Annotated in this window: 11 protein-coding genes; 6 read left to right on the top strand and 5 right to left on the bottom strand. The window is 45.0% G+C overall.

What is annotated here, in order from left to right; all coding sequences use genetic code 11:
• Positions 1 to 75: 75 nt before the first annotated feature.
• The 3 genes from F0229_RS04825 to F0229_RS04835 are packed head-to-tail and all read right to left on the bottom strand — an operon-like array spanning position 76 to position 5176.
• Positions 76 to 3183 (bottom strand): efflux RND transporter permease subunit, encoded by a 3108-nt coding sequence (locus tag F0229_RS04825; RefSeq protein ID WP_171732367.1) that lies wholly within the window; start codon positions 3181 to 3183, stop codon positions 76 to 78.
• The gene (locus F0229_RS04830; protein ID WP_017062932.1) at positions 3180 to 4517 is read right to left on the bottom strand and encodes an efflux RND transporter periplasmic adaptor subunit; all 1338 of its coding nucleotides are present in this window, start codon (positions 4515 to 4517) and stop codon (positions 3180 to 3182) included. Before F0229_RS04830 ends, F0229_RS04825 begins: the two co-directional genes overlap by 4 nt.
• Positions 4517 to 5176 carry a TetR/AcrR family transcriptional regulator gene (locus tag F0229_RS04835; protein ID WP_171732368.1) on the bottom strand — a complete coding sequence of 220 codons (660 nt, stop codon included), beginning with the start codon at positions 5174 to 5176 and terminating at the stop codon, positions 4517 to 4519. Before F0229_RS04835 ends, F0229_RS04830 begins: the two co-directional genes overlap by 1 nt.
• 568 nt (positions 5177 to 5744) lie before the next feature.
• Between F0229_RS04835 and leuA the strand changes: the two genes are divergently transcribed.
• From leuA to F0229_RS04860, 5 genes are all read left to right on the top strand, one after another.
• Positions 5745 to 7292 (top strand): 2-isopropylmalate synthase, encoded by a 1548-nt coding sequence (leuA, locus tag F0229_RS04840; protein WP_171732369.1) that lies wholly within the window; start codon positions 5745 to 5747, stop codon positions 7290 to 7292.
• 97 nt (positions 7293 to 7389) lie between these two features.
• On the top strand, positions 7390 to 8481 hold the full coding sequence (gene leuB / locus F0229_RS04845; RefSeq protein WP_171732370.1) for a 3-isopropylmalate dehydrogenase: 1092 nt from the start codon (positions 7390 to 7392) through the stop codon (positions 8479 to 8481).
• Between the two features lie 117 nt (positions 8482 to 8598).
• Entirely contained in the window at positions 8599 to 10011 is a 1413-nt protein-coding gene (leuC, locus tag F0229_RS04850) for a 3-isopropylmalate dehydratase large subunit (protein WP_017062936.1), read from the top strand.
• 14 nt (positions 10012 to 10025) lie between these two features.
• The gene (gene leuD, locus F0229_RS04855) at positions 10026 to 10628 is read left to right on the top strand and encodes a 3-isopropylmalate dehydratase small subunit (RefSeq protein WP_017062937.1); all 603 of its coding nucleotides are present in this window, start codon (positions 10026 to 10028) and stop codon (positions 10626 to 10628) included.
• 156 nt (positions 10629 to 10784) lie between these two features.
• Complete coding sequence (locus tag F0229_RS04860) at positions 10785 to 11567, top strand: DUF547 domain-containing protein (protein ID WP_171732371.1); 783 nt, start codon at positions 10785 to 10787, stop codon at positions 11565 to 11567.
• Positions 11568 to 11662: 95 nt separating this feature from the next.
• On the opposite strand, the gene F0229_RS04865 is transcribed toward F0229_RS04860, so the two are convergent.
• On the bottom strand, positions 11663 to 12208 hold the full coding sequence (locus tag F0229_RS04865; RefSeq protein ID WP_017061386.1) for a DUF924 family protein: 546 nt from the start codon (positions 12206 to 12208) through the stop codon (positions 11663 to 11665).
• 57 nt (positions 12209 to 12265) lie between these two features.
• On the bottom strand, positions 12266 to 13120 hold the full coding sequence (gene djlA, locus F0229_RS04870) for a co-chaperone DjlA (protein ID WP_171732372.1): 855 nt from the start codon (positions 13118 to 13120) through the stop codon (positions 12266 to 12268).
• A 149-nt stretch (positions 13121 to 13269) separates the two neighbouring features.
• Between djlA and lptD the strand changes: the two genes are divergently transcribed.
• Complete coding sequence (gene lptD / locus F0229_RS04875) at positions 13270 to 15603, top strand: LPS assembly protein LptD (protein WP_171732373.1); 2334 nt, start codon at positions 13270 to 13272, stop codon at positions 15601 to 15603.
• Positions 15604 to 15629 lie beyond the last annotated feature (26 nt).

Genomic DNA, 15629 nt, shown 5'->3' on the forward strand with positions numbered 1-15629 from the left:
TGGTTATAGCGTTCGCTAATGATAATAGAGCTCGCTAATAATAGTAGTACTCGCAAATGATAATAGCGCTAAAGGCTATAGCGCTAGTGGCTCGTGCTTTTTAACCAAACCGAAATCCGCCAATATCGCGTAAGCAGCAGGGGTCATAAACAGCACCAGTAAGGTCGAGGCAAATATGCCGAATACGATCGAAATAACCAATGGCTGGATAACCTGAGCCTGTAAGCTGGTTTCCGTCAACAGCGGTAGCAAACCTGCCGCAGTCGTCATTGAGGTCAAGAATACCGCTCGGAAACGCTCGCGACTGGCTTTCACCACCGAGTCATGCACGCTATCTCCCTCATCGACATGGTGACGAATGTACTGCACCAACAAGATGGAATCATTAACCACAATTCCGGCAAGCGACACAAAGCCCATCATGCTTGGCATACTCAAAGAATGGCCAAGTATCCAGTGACCAACGACCACCCCAATAAAAGCGAGTGGAATCGCTAACATCACGACCACAGGCTCTAAATAGCTTCTGAACTGATAGCTAAGAATCGCAAACACGCCGAATAAGCCGAGCAAGAATCCTTTGCCCATCGAAGCGCCAGTCTTGGCTGCATCCTTGGCCTCCCCTTCGAAATCAAAGCGTAAACCCGGGTACTTCTGAATAAGTTTGGCGGCTTCATCTTTTTGGAACTGAGCCAAAATCGCGGATGAACTCGCTTTCTTATTATCAATATCACCAAAGATACTGATGGTTCTCAACCCATCGATACGTTGGATTCGCACATAGTTACGCTGAAAATCTAACGTTGCCAATGTTGCTAATGGAATCTGACTGCCGTCTGCAGTGATGATTGGGAAGTTAGCCAGCTGCTGTAAATCACCCGCTTGTTCTTTATCAAGACGAACTTCAATCGAGATATTCTCAACACCGATTTGAATCTCATCCGCTGTCTGACCAAAGAAAGCCGCACGTAATTGGGAAGCGATCATCTGCCCATTCACATTGTAGGTTTCGGCTCCAGGGCGCAGCTTCACCAAGATCTCTTCTTTACCCATGCGCATGTCATCAAGCACGCCATGCACCCCATCAAACTGATTAAGGTACTCCTGAATATCCAAAGAAGCGGATTTCAATGCGCTCAGGTCATCGTGTTTGGCGCGAATTTCAATAGCACGACCGCCCGGCCCCATAGTAGGTTGCTTGAACACCAATGAAATAGGATCCGCCAAGTCACCGATATCCTCTCGCCATGCATCAATGAAATCATCGATAACCGTGTTACGGCTCTCTGCTCCACGCAGATCTAAACGCACTGTGGCTAAGTGTGGGCCTGATTCATTGGCATCGGCGTTGGCATTGAATTGGCTGGTGATATGCTCGACCAGTGTATTGCCTTCTTCAACCTCTTCGCTCCATTGTTTGTTCAAGCGCTCAGCCGACGCGACAATTTTGTCGACCACTTTCTCGGTTTGAGACAGTGATGCGCCCGGCGGAAGAATGATTCGCGCTTCGGCAATATCACCATCCAGCTCAGGGAAAGGTTGAAACTTAACAACCCCGCCAGCAATCAAGGCGACTGAAAGCAACAATAGCGTAATCACTCCGCCCATAAAGGCGTAGCGGAACGTCACGACTTTCTCAACCATGTTCATCAAAGTGGTATTACGGAAGTTCTCAAACTTCTCAAGCAACACCACTTTAAAGCGCAGCGCTGGCTTGTCATTTTTTTCTTTGTGTAATGAATGAGATAGGTGATTAGGTAGAATCAGGAAGGCTTCAATCAAGCTCAACGACAGCACCAAAATCAATACTTGAGGAACGGCCTTAAGCACAGCGCCCATCTCGCCATCAAGAAACAGTAAGCTACCGAAAATACACACCGTGGTTAAGAAAGAAGACAGTACTCCGGGAAGCACTTTCTTAACGCCGTTGTACACCGCATCATCGACGCTTTGTCCCCTATCTAAGTGGGAGGCTATCGATTCGGCGATCACGATGGCGTCATCCATCATAATACCGATTGCCATTAACAACCCGACCAGCGACATAATGTTGATCGACAAACCAAGGTTGGCCATTAAGAACAAGCCACCAAGGAAGGCCACTGGCAACCCTGCCGCCACCCAAAATGAATAACGTAAGCTGAAGAACAGCCACATGGTGGCGAACACCAGCACAATACCTTGCCAGCCGTTGCGTACCATCATGGTTAGACGATCCCAAAGTACAGATGAGAGATCGTTGGTCATTTGTAGTGTCACGCCATCAGGAGCAATCGCGCTTTGATCTTCAACGAATCGTGTTACGTTCTCTTTGATTCGCAGCGCATCGTCTTCTTTGTTCTTACTGATCTTAAGCAGCGCTGAAGGCTTGCCATCAAATAGCACCTTTTGCTCATCAAGCTCAAAGCGGTCGGTTATTTTGGCTATGTCTCTCAAACGAATCACCGAGCCATTAGGCGCAGATCCAACCACGATGCTTTCCAGCTCAACAGGCGTAACTCGTCTCTCGTCGAAACGAATCAGAAAGTTTTTGTCTGGTGTTTCAACGTTACCACTCGGCAGTTTTACATTCTGTCGACCAATTTGATCCGCGATATCACCGACACTCAAACCCAACTGACGAATAGCTTGGGTATCCAGTTCCACTCGATATTGATGATCCGAGAAGCCGCTAACCTCGACCAAAGAGACATCGTAATCAAGCTTCATGGTGCGCTTAAGATCTTCCGCGTAGGCCTTAAGTTCTGGCCACGACGTTTCGGCTGTTATAGCGATATCGACAACCGGTTCATTCCAATCTAGCTCTTGAACAACAGGCGATTCAATCTCAGTTGGGAAATCATTGATCGAGTTGATCTGGGTTTGCACATCCACCAGCATTCGGCCGATGTCCGCTTTTTCATTTAACTTTAGAATTAAACGAGCGCTGCCTTCGATGGCTTCACACTGAGTTTCTTCAATGTTGGCTAAGCCGTCTACTGCATCTTCCATTCGCACACACAAGCTCTCTTCCACTTCTTTTGGAGAGGCGCCGGGATAAACAATCGCAGCCATAATGTAAGGCGGATCGTAAGCGGGGAAGGTTTCACGTTTGATGGTTGATAGTGAGCTTATACCCAAGATCAACAACCCAAGCATCAACAAGTTTGCTGCTGTTGGGTGCCGAGAGAAAAACTTGATCATGACGCACTCTCCTGAGTATCTGATTCAAGCTCAGCCTCTTCAGAGTTGGACTCTCTCAGTAACATGCCTTCTATTGCTGGCAGGACATCATTGAGAACCAGTTTATCTCCAGTTTGTAGCTCTCCACTCACAACCACTTGATTGTCTCTGCGATAAAGCACTTCAACATTGACCACTTGCAAACGCTGGTTGTCATCCATCAGGTAAACCTTATCACCATGCAGTGCTCGCTCTGGAACCACCCAACTTAGATTGGCGACACCCTCAATCTCAGCTTTGACAAACATACCGTTAACCAAAGGCGTCGCGCTGTCTGGTTGCAATTGTGAGTAATCTTGAGCGATCTCGAGAATAATCCCCGCTGTCGCTTGGTTTTCATCAACTGTTTCGCTGATTCTTGCCACCTTCGCTGGCCAACTGAGGTTCAGGTTGCCGCTGTTAAGTTGAATGCTTGCTTTGATTGGCGCTTCATAAGGATTAGGGATTCCTGCAGCATCGCGAGGAAATTGGTTAAAGCTGGAGGCTAAAGTTTGCATATCGTGAATAGAAAGTTGCGCCTCTACTTCCATGACATTAATCCCGTGAGCAATAAACATCTCCTGCTGAAGGTTAACTACTTGATTTTGTTCGATATCAACCTGAGCAATTCGCATCGCTCTTGGCAAAGTGATCGTGGTCTTATCGAGAGAGCGCTGCGCCTCTTTTACCTTAGACACGTTGACCTTAATCACCGCTTCCGCAACACGCTTTTCATCTGGCATCAACGCGATTTGGTTCGCGATATCTAATACCAACTTCTGCTGAGACAATGCGCTTTGTTGTTGCAGGTCGACATCCGATTGAGAGGTGAGCCCTTTCTTACGCAGATCCTGTTTACGTTGTAGCTCTTTATTGCTGATCACCAAACGATTCTTTTCGATCTTAAGAGTCTTATTAAGGTTGTCTTCTTCTTGATTCAATTTCGCTAATGAGGTTTGGCTTGATTTTAGATCCGCCTCTGCTTGTATCAGTTTCAATTCGTAATCCAATGGATCAACCTTGAGCACGACCGTTCCTGCAGGGATCACCTGGCCTTTTTCAAGATCTGGATGTCGATACACGATCTGTCCTGTCACCTCAGCAATCGCTTTCCATTCAACTTTAGGCACCACTTTGCCAAAGCCGACCGCTAACGGCGCTATCAGTTGTTGTTCTAGGCTCACAGTATCAACTAAGCGAGCCCTATCACCCGCAGGTTTGGTTGGAAGATCCGGCTTCAAGTTAATCGCGGCGACAAGGCCAATCACACCAACCGCAAGTGCTGGAAAGAAGAGTAGTTTTTTATTTATTTTCATTATCTTTGGTCCTGCACGGAAGAAGGGCTCGGCGCGTTGATAAAGCCTTCAGTCATCAGTTGAATGTTGTGTTCGATTAAACGATTAAGAAATTCTTCATTAATCTCAATCCCATGAATTGCCAATAAAGGCGGCGGAGCGATGAAAGGAAACACCATCAAGCTTACATACGAAATACGGCACAATTTTGGATCCATGTTCTGTTTTAAGATGCCTTGTTCAACCAACTTTTCAAAAATGACATCTTGGGCTGGCTTTGCAACATCGAGGAAAACCTTTTCGAGCAACTCTCTTTGCACTTCAGAGGGAGGCATATTCATCACTTGGGCTATCAAGCGAGGAAACTTCGGCACCTTGACCATCTCTTTGTAGTAAGTCCGCATTAAATCAAGAAAGTTCTCATGACTGCTTTCATCAACGAGTCTCTGCATTTGTAATTGCATCGGTCGTAGCGTTTCACGCAGCATCGCCTCAAACAATCCGGCTTTACTGCCAAAGTAATAGCGAATCATCGCAATATTCACACCCGCTAGCTCAGCAACTAAGCGAGTCGATACCTTGTCGTACGGTTGAACCACGAACAGATCTCGAGCGTGCTCAATGAGTAACTGCCGTACATCTAGATTCTGTTGAGGTCGCCCTGCTTTACGCGCTGCCATCACTGAGACCTATCCCTATAATTAATCACACGATTAATTATAGGGATAAATCGACATGGTTGTAGAAGATTAATTACTCACTATTTAATCAAATGATTAATTAATTTAGCCACCCTTTTAATTTTATTGGTGAATCGTTCCATCAAAAAGATTTACTACAAAGTTTTAACCTACACATCAGCCAAACGATAAACTAACCGCCCAGTACAAAACACTCAATCAGCGGATAACACCAGCAAACAACACGCAAGCAGCACAAACCAAAAAAAAACACCGCCAAAGCACGCTGATATTGGATTTTCTTGTTTGACGCTCAGAATAAATTGCGGTAAATATGGTGTTAACAGTTTATTTACGGATATTTGTGTAATGATTTTTTCTTCTTCTCGACTGCTGAAACTTCTCCTTATCGTGAACCAATCGCGCGGGTAAGTTGTGGGTCAAGAACTACACAAATATTAAAACCCGCGCTGAGCGGGTTTTTTTGTAACTGGCACTTTTAAAAGAACATCATTCTTAATAATAATTTGGATAGCAATCGATTCATTATCGATATAAGGAAGCACCCATGAACGATCAAGTGATAATTTTTGACACGACCTTACGTGATGGCGAGCAAGCGTTGGCTGCAAGCTTAACGGTAAAAGAGAAATTACAGATCGCTTATGCACTTGAACGACTGGGTGTAGATGTTATTGAAGCGGGCTTTCCGGTGTCATCACCAGGCGACTTTGAGTCAGTACAAACCATCGCAAAAAATATTAAAGACAGCCGAATCTGTGCACTTTCTCGTGCTGTAGCGAAGGATATCGATGCCGCTGCAGAAGCGTTAAAAGTCGCTGAGCAGTTCCGTATTCACACCTTCATATCTACATCAACGGTTCACGTGCAAGATAAATTACGCCGTAGCTACGACGATGTTGTCGATATGGCAGTAAAAGCGGTAAAGCATGCGCGCAACTACACAGACGATGTTGAGTTCTCTTGTGAAGATGCAGGTCGTACGCCTATCGATAACCTATGTCGTATGGTTGAAGCGGCAATCAACGCGGGCGCGAAAACCATCAACATTCCAGACACAGTGGGCTACACAGTACCTAACGAGTTTGGTGGCATTATCAAAACGCTATTTGATCGCGTTCCAAACATCGACCAAGCAATCATCTCTGTTCACTGTCACGATGACTTGGGTATGTCGGTTGCTAACTCAATTGCTGCGGTACAAGCCGGTGCTCGTCAAGTTGAAGGTACTATTAACGGTATCGGTGAGCGTGCGGGCAACTGTTCTTTAGAAGAAATCGCAATGATCATCAAAACTCGTCAAGAGCTATTAGGTGTTCATACCGGTTTGGACCACAAAGAGATTCACCGTACCAGTAAATTGGTTAGCCAGCTTTGCCATATGCCAATTCAAGACAACAAAGCAATCGTTGGTGCTAACGCGTTCAGCCACTCTTCAGGTATCCACCAAGATGGCATGCTTAAGAACAAGAACACTTACGAGATCATGACACCTGAGTCTATTGGCTTGAAAAACAAAGCATTGAACCTAACAAGCCGCAGTGGTCGTGCAGCCGTTAAGAGCCACATGGACGCAATGGGCTACAAAGACAATGAGTACAACCTAGATTCATTGTACGAAGACTTTTTGAAACTGGCTGACCGTAAAGGCCAAGTATTCGATTACGACCTAGAAGCACTAATGCACTTCGCAAATCTACGTGACGAAGATGACTTCTATAAACTTAACTACCTAAGCGTACAATCTGGTAGTGTTATGTCTACCACCAGCATCAAGCTGCAATGTGGTGATGAAGAGAAATGCGAAGCGGCTGTCGGTAACGGCCCGGTTGATGCTTTATACCAATGTATCTACCGCTTAACGGGTTACGAAATTGCATTGGATAAATTCGACCTTACCGCGAAAGGTGAAGGCGAAGATGGCTTAGGCCAAGCTGATATTATTGCGAACTATAAAGGCCGCAAGTACCACGGTACAGGCGTTTCAACGGATATCGTTGAGGCCTCTGGTCAGGCGCTACTGCACGTTATTAATAGCATTCAACGCGCAGACACCATTGCTGAAATGAAACAGCAAAGAATCGCAACAGTTTAAACACCCAATAACAGAGCCCTAGAGCCGATGTTATTGGCTTTAGGGACAAAATTTAAAACGAGCGAAAGAGCTCAGTAACAAGAATTAAAGGATTAACATGACTGATAAATCATACAAGATTGCCGTACTACCTGGTGATGGCATTGGCCCAGAAGTAATGCAGCAAGCACACAAAGTGCTAGACGCGATTGAAAAGAAGCATGCGATTAGCTTTTCTCGTGAAGAGTATGATGTTGGTGGTATCGCAATTGATAACCACGGCTGTCCACTTCCAGAAGCGACAGTAACAGGCTGTGAAGAATCTGACGCAGTACTATTTGGCTCGGTTGGCGGCCCTAAATGGGAACACCTTCCACCAAACGATCAACCAGAGCGTGGTGCCCTACTTCCTCTACGTAAACACTTCCAACTGTTCTGTAACCTACGCCCTGCGCAAATTCACAAGGGTTTAGAGTCTTTCTCTCCACTTCGTGCTGATATCTCCGAGCGCGGTTTTGACATCGTGGTAGTACGTGAACTAACTGGCGGTATCTACTTCGGCCAACCTAAAGGTCGTGAAGGCGAAGGCGCAACGGAAAAAGCATTTGATACTGAGGTTTACCACCGTTACGAGATCGAACGTATTGCCAAGATTGCGTTTGAATCTGCACGTCTACGTAACAAAAACGTTTACTCAATCGATAAAGCAAACGTTCTGCAGAGCTCTATCCTATGGCGTGAAGTCGTTGAAGAGATCGCAAAAGATTACCCAGATGTAACGCTAAACCACATGTACATCGACAACGCGACCATGCAGCTAATCAAAGACCCATCTCAGTTTGACGTAATGCTATGTTCAAACATCTTTGGTGACATCATCTCTGATGAGTGCGCAATGATCACTGGCTCTATGGGTATGCTTCCTTCTGCAAGTTTAAATGAAAGCAACTTCGGCCTATACGAACCAGCAGGTGGCAGCGCACCAGATATCGCAGGTAAGAACATCGCAAACCCAGTCGCGCAAATCCTTTCTGCAGCCCTAATGCTTCGTTACAGCCTAGGCGAAGAAGCGGCAGCACAAGACATCGAAGCAGCGGTTTCTAAAGCACTTTCTGCAGGCGAGCTAACGGCAGACCTTGCTGGCAAAAACCAAGCGCTGACTACCTCTGAAATGGGTGACAAGATCGCTGAGTACATCTTAGCTTCATAAGCTAAAGGCTCCGATTAGAAGCAAGTACATAAGAATAATATCAAGCCAAGTCAGCGTAAACCGCATGACTTGGCTCGAAACAAACACTGGGACTGATGCTCCCAAGGAAGAAAAGCTATGTCGACAAACCAGCACGCAAAAACCTTATACGAAAAAGTTTATGACGCTCACGTTGCGGTTGCAGCGAAGGGCGAAACACCAATTCTTTATATCGATCGTCACTTAGTTCACGAAGTAACGTCACCTCAAGCCTTTGATGGCCTACGTGAGAAAGGCCGCAAAGTTCGCCAAGTTGGCAAGACTTTCGCGACCATGGATCACAACGTATCGACACAAACTAAAGACATCAACGCTTCTGGTGAGATGGCTCGTATCCAAATGGAAACGCTATCGAAGAACTGTGAAGAGTTTGGTGTCACGCTTTACGATCTAAACCACAAATACCAAGGTATTGTGCACGTAATGGGTCCTGAGCTAGGTATTACGCTACCGGGCATGACCATCGTATGTGGTGACTCGCACACGGCTACACACGGTGCATTTGGTTCACTAGCATTTGGTATCGGTACTTCAGAAGTGGAACACGTTCTAGCTACGCAAACGCTAAAACAAGCTCGCGCTAAAACCATGAAGATCGAAGTAAAAGGCAAGGTTACTCCTGGCATCACTGCAAAAGACATCGTGCTAGCGATCATCGGTAAAACAACGGCGGCTGGCGGTACTGGCTACGTAGTTGAATTCTGTGGTGAGGCAATTACCGACCTTACGATGGAAGGTCGTATGACAGTATGTAACATGGCAATCGAGCTTGGCGCTAAAGCAGGCTTAATCGCTCCAGATGCAACGACATACGAGTACATCAAAGGTCGCAAGTTCTCTCCAGAAGGCGAAGACCTAGAAGCAGCAATCGAATACTGGGATACGTTAAAAACCGATGCTGATGCAGAATTCGATGCAGTTGTTACATTAGAAGCGGCAGACATCAAACCACAAGTCACTTGGGGTACCAACCCAGGTCAGGTTATCTCAGTAGACACACCAATCCCTGCACCAGAAAGCTTCGCAGACCCTGTAGAAAAAGCATCAGCTGAAAAAGCGCTGGCTTACATGGGTCTTGAAGCCGGTAAATCTCTATCTGATTACAACGTAGATAAAGTGTTCGTGGGTTCTTGTACTAACTCTCGTATCGAAGACATGCGTGCAGCAGCAGCGGTAGCGAAAGGCCGTCAAGTAGCGAAACATGTTCAAGCGCTTATCGTTCCGGGTTCAGAGCAAGTTAAAGCACAAGCTGAGGCTGAAGGCCTAGATAAGATCTTCATCGAAGCAGGCTTTGAATGGCGTTTACCGGGTTGCTCTATGTGTCTTGCGATGAACAACGACCGTCTAGGTCCACAAGAGCGCTGTGCTTCTACATCAAACCGTAACTTTGAAGGCCGCCAAGGCCGTGATGGTCGTACGCACCTAGTTAGCCCAGCAATGGCAGCCGCAGCGGCTATCGCTGGTCACTTTGTCGATATTCGTGAACTTTAATTAGAGGATTTAACATGTCAGGTTTTCAACAACACACCGGATTAGTCGTTCCTCTAGATACGGCCAACATCGATACTGATGCGATCATTCCAAAGCAGTTTCTACAGAAAGTAAACCGCATCGGTTTTGGTAAGCACTTGTTCCACGATTGGCGCTTCCTAGACGATGCAGGCCAACAGCCAAACCCTGATTTTGTAATGAACGAAGCTCGCTACCAAGGCGCTTCAATTCTTTTAGCTCGTGAAAACTTCGGTTGTGGTTCATCTCGTGAACACGCACCGTGGGCGCTTGCCGATTACGGTATCCAAGTAATGATCGCACCAAGCTTTGCCGACATTTTCTACGGTAACTCGATCAACAACCAAATGGTGCCAGTTCGATTGACTGAGCAAGAAGTGGATGAGCTATTCCAATTCGTTGAAGCGAATGAAGGTGCAGAAATTACGGTTGATCTAGAAGCAATGAAAGTCAGCGCGAACGGCAAAGAGTACTCGTTTGAAATTGATGAGTTCCGTCGTCACTGCTTACTGAATGGTTTAGATAATATCGGCCTTACACTTCAACATGCCGATAAGATCTCAGAGTTTGAAGCTAAGATTCCTAGCTTCCTAAAATAATGAGACGTTTCTGAATAAATCTAAAGGTTGGCCAAGTGCCAACCTTTTTTATTTGGCTAAGCTTTTAACTTAACTTCATATGTTTATTTAAATGAAGAGCAATGAAAGAAAATGGTAAGCCTTAAGGTCTTAGTAGTCAGTCATCAGGAGAATGCCATGAAACAACTACTTTTTATTGTCAGCCTACTTTTCTCAACCTTAGCTTGGTCTGCGCCTAAATCCGATCTTTGGCCATACTGGAAGCAAAGCGACGAAACCAACCTAGAACAGGTATCTCATCAAGATTGGCAGCAATTCCTCGATAGCTACTTGGTTAAACAGGGGCAAAATACGTTAGTTAGCTATACAGCGGTGAACACTGCCGATAAGACCAAACTTAAGCAATACATCAAGCAACTCGAACAGGTGAATCCGCTCAACTATTCAAAAGCGGAGCAGTATGCCTATTGGGTTAACCTATACAACGCCGTGACTGTCGATTTGATTCTTGATGCCTACCCGATCAAATCCATAACTAAACTTGGCGGACTATTTAGTTTCGGTCCGTGGGGAGATGATGTGGTAGTCGTTAATGGGAAATCACTGACACTCAATGACATTGAACACCGAATCCTAAGACCAATTTGGCAAGATCCTCGCACGCATTATGCAGTGAACTGTGCCAGCCTAGGTTGCCCTAACTTACAACCTGACGCTTTTACCTCTAAAAATACTGAAGCCTTGCTAGAGCAAGCTGCAACTGAGTTTGTAAGCAGTGACAAAGGCGTGATGGTTACAAACAATAAGCTTCAACTATCATCGATTTACGAATGGTTTGCTGTGGATTTTGGTACGAAGAAACAGCTTATTCAGCACTTAGAACAATATCGAATTGAAGCAGTAACCAATACTCAAAACATCAGTTATGAATACGATTGGTCGCTCAACCAAGCAAACTAGCTCTAAGGCTAAAGTTGATCACTAAAGTAAAAAAGAGGCGAGAGGTTTTTATTAACCTCTAGCCTCTTCTCAATTCTTTGACCGTATTTCTACAATTAAAAGCTTGAGCCCGGTTGCTGCAAGAACTCAATCTCTTCGGGAGTCGAAGCTCGCCCTAACACCTCATTACGGTGCGGATAGCGACCAAATCGCTCAATGATAACCTTGTGCTTAAACTCAAAGTCCAGATTATGCTCTAATCCCGTTTGAGAAAAGAGTTCCACGGCTTGTTCATGGACTAACAAAGATTCACTGTGCATATAAGGCATATACAGGAAGCTTTTCTGTTGCTCGTTAAGCTGGTGATCAAAACCACCCGCTACCGCCTCTTGGGCTAGAGCCAACGCCATCGGATCAGCAGAAAATGCTGTCGGACTTTTTCTACCAATATTTCGAGAAAACTGATCAAGTACGATAATCTCAGCCAATCGTCCTTGCGCAGTTTGGCGCCACTCAAATAGCTCGCCTTGAATGGCTGCTTTATGCAATTCAGAAAATCGAGACTCTATCAAAGTGTCAATCTCGGCGCCGCCAGTAAACCAATCTTTAGGCGTCAACTCATCGAACCAAAACTCTAGAACATCCTGATACGTTACCGTCATATAATTCCCTTTAATAAAAAACCGAGTAACTTTGTTATTACTCGGTTTAGTGTTCAATTACTTAAAACCTTTTACTTTCTTTATCAGGTCATAAGCATTCTGAATTTCTTGCGATTTCTCTTTCGCAACATTCATCATCTCAGGCGGTAAGCCCTTCGCCATCAGTTTATCTGGGTGATGTTCATTCATCAGCTTGCGGTAGGCTTTCTTCACCTCTTTACCGTCAGCACTTTCACTCACACCAAGAACCTTATATGCGTCGCCAAGTTGGTTCTGTTGCGAAGCCTGTTGCCAACCTGATGATCGCCCATGACCCTGATGGCCACCAAAGCTTCCACCTTGCTGTTGGAAACGGAACGCAGCTTCTTGCATCTGCAAGCGGCGTTCTAGTTGTGCTGCCGAAAACCCAAGCCCTTGCGCTATTTTATGCAGAACTTGACGTTCACTCGGGTGCAAACTTCCATCCGCAAATGCGGCAGATACCTGAAGCTCTAGAAAGAACTGCAGAAGATCAAAACGACCACCCGATGAGATTTTAACTCGCTCAAGTACGTCGTTCAGAGGGAAGTCGCTCTCTTTGCCGTCACGGAATGCATCTTGCGCTGCTTTACGCTGTTCGCCATGCAGGTTCATACGCTCCATCATGGTAGAAGCGAGTTGAATCTCTTCTGGCGTTACCTGCCCTTTCGCTTTAGCAACGTGCCCCATAACCGCAAAAGCGGATTTAAAAAACTCGTTCTGTCTTTCTGCTTGGCTTGGACCTCGACCAAAACCAGAGCTATTGAAGCCTGATTGGTTCAATCGGCGAGCTTTATCGAATTGGTGTCCTAAAAACAGACCAAAAACTAAACCGAGTGGCCCTCCAAATAAAAAGCCAAAAAACGCGCCCAAAATTTTGCCAAATATTTGCATTATGTGTTCTCTATCTATGAATTTTATCTGAGTAATGCTGTCTGATGATGCTGAATGCTATTATTTCCTTTATCATAAGGAAAATGCTTTATTAATTGGATTGATACTAGATCAACCCTTCATCTAGTGACACAGGATAGTTCAACTTCATGCAATCTTTTTCCCGCACCTTGTTAGCCGCGTCTATAAGTACGGCGTTATACGTGTCGACAACTCAAGCTGAAACAATCACCGATAGTAGTGTGCAGGAAATGCCCTCTATAGATCAATGCTTGATCGAACCCGCTGCAGAAAACGAGACACAGCTACCCGCTCACGTTGAGTCAGATCGCTTAGAAGCTATCAATGGTGAAAAGGCAATATATTCAGGAGATGTAAGAGTTACGCAAGGGAACAAGACCATCCTTGCAGATAACGTAACCCTGCACCAACAAGAAAATATCGTTGTAGCTGAAGGCAACGTAAACTTTAGTGATGGTCAAATCAAATCTATCTCAGACAGAGCGACCAATAATCTGACTACAGATGAAATGACGCTTGAGAACACCGATTACGAATTCCTTTGCGAGCCCGGTCGCGGAGATGCTGTTTATATAGCAAAAACAGGTAAAGCGGTTTATGAGATTGAAGATGGCTCGATTACCTCTTGCCCGATTGGTGACAACGCGTGGCGTCTGAGAGCATCAAGCATCGACGTAGATCAGAATGAAGAACAAGCCACTTTTTATAACCCACGTTTTGAAATTCAAAGTGTTCCTGTCTTTTACCTACCATACCTGACCGTTCCTATTGGTGACACACGTAAGACTGGTTTCCTATACCCAACAGTGTCATACGGTTCAAGTGATGGTTTTGAAGCTGAAATCCCAGTTTATTGGAACTTAGCACCAAACTACGACTTAGAAACCACCTTCAAGTACATGCAAGAGCGTGGCACTCAACTCAACAGTAAATTCAGATATTTGAGCGACTTTGGTTCAGGTAGCATCAAATCAGAATACCTACCTGATGATAAGAAGTTCAAAGATAAGGGTGACCGCTGGGGTGCACAACTCCAGCACTCAGGTATATTCCAACAGTCTTGGTTATTCGAAGTCGACTACTCAAAAGTGAGTGATATTGATTACTTTACTGACGTTAGCTCAAGCAGCATTGGTAACCGTGAAGATGGCCAACTATTGCAGGAAGGCCAAGCGACTTACCGTTCTCACAATTGGGATGCGTCAGTGCTTGTCCGAGACTTCCAAGTCCTAACAACCAGTAACAACCTACCTTACCGCCTAATGCCGCAGCTTGAATATAACTACTACGCTCCTGAGGTAATGGAATATTTAGATTTCGATATGGTCAGTCATGTATCGGCATTTGATACTGACGCCAAAGGCAAGCCATCTGCGACTCGCGTCCATATCGAACCGGGTATTACTATACCTGTTGGAAATACTTGGGGAACGTGGACAACTGAAGCTCGACTACTTGGTACATACTACCAGCAAGATCTTGATGGCGTTGATACAACAAGTGACGAGTACAAAGATTTAGAAGAATCGGTAAGTCGAGTTATCCCTGAATTTCGAAGCCATGCCGGTATCATTCTTGAGCGTGATACCGTTATCGTTGGTAACTACACTCAAACACTCGAGCCACAGGTTCAGTATTTGTATGTACCAGAGCAAGATCAAAGTGATATTGGCTTGTACGACACTACACTATTACAAACAGATTATTACGGCTTATTTAGAAGTCGTAAATATAGTGGCGTAGACCGTATTGCTTCAGCAAACCAAATCAGCTACGGCGCCTCATCTCGTTTCTTTGATGATGAATATAAAGAGCGCCTCAATATCTCTTTCGGTCAAATTTTTTATATCGACAAAGATACAAAACAGACTTTAGACAACGACGATTCAGGCAAAAAAACTAATTACTCGTCTTGGGCTATTGAAATGGATTTCAACTATGATGACTACCTGTTCTACCATGGTGGCGTGCAATACGATATCGATACTACTGCAATGCAACTTGCAAACAGCACATTAGAATATCGCTTCGCAGGCGGTTACATACAAACCAACTACCGCTATGTAACAGAAGAGTACATAAATGAAACTGTAGATTTTGACGTATCATCCATAACAAGAGATGGTATTTCGCAAGCGGGTTTACTTGGTTCCTACCAAATTTCACCGAAATGGAGCACCAGTGCTCAATATTTCTATGACTTAACCACACAAGAAGATCTAGAGTGGTTAGCTCGTTTAAACTATAGATCGGATTGTTGGTACATCGGCTTTACCTATAGTAACCGTTTGACAAATAACATTAGTGACCCGAATACCACACCTGAATACGAAAACAACTTCAGTGTGAACTTCGGTATTGTTGGCTTTGGTACCAATATCGGATCTGATTCCGGCGCTATTGGTGATAGCAGTTCAGATAACTCTTTGAGCTACGGTCGCCCATTCTTCTTAAATAACTAATTTTCTTTATTGATAAAACGTCAGTA

The sequence above is a fragment of the Vibrio sp. AIC-3 genome (genome assembly GCF_013114515.1).
GTDB classification, from domain to species: Bacteria; Pseudomonadota; Gammaproteobacteria; order Enterobacterales; family Vibrionaceae; genus Vibrio; species Vibrio crassostreae_C.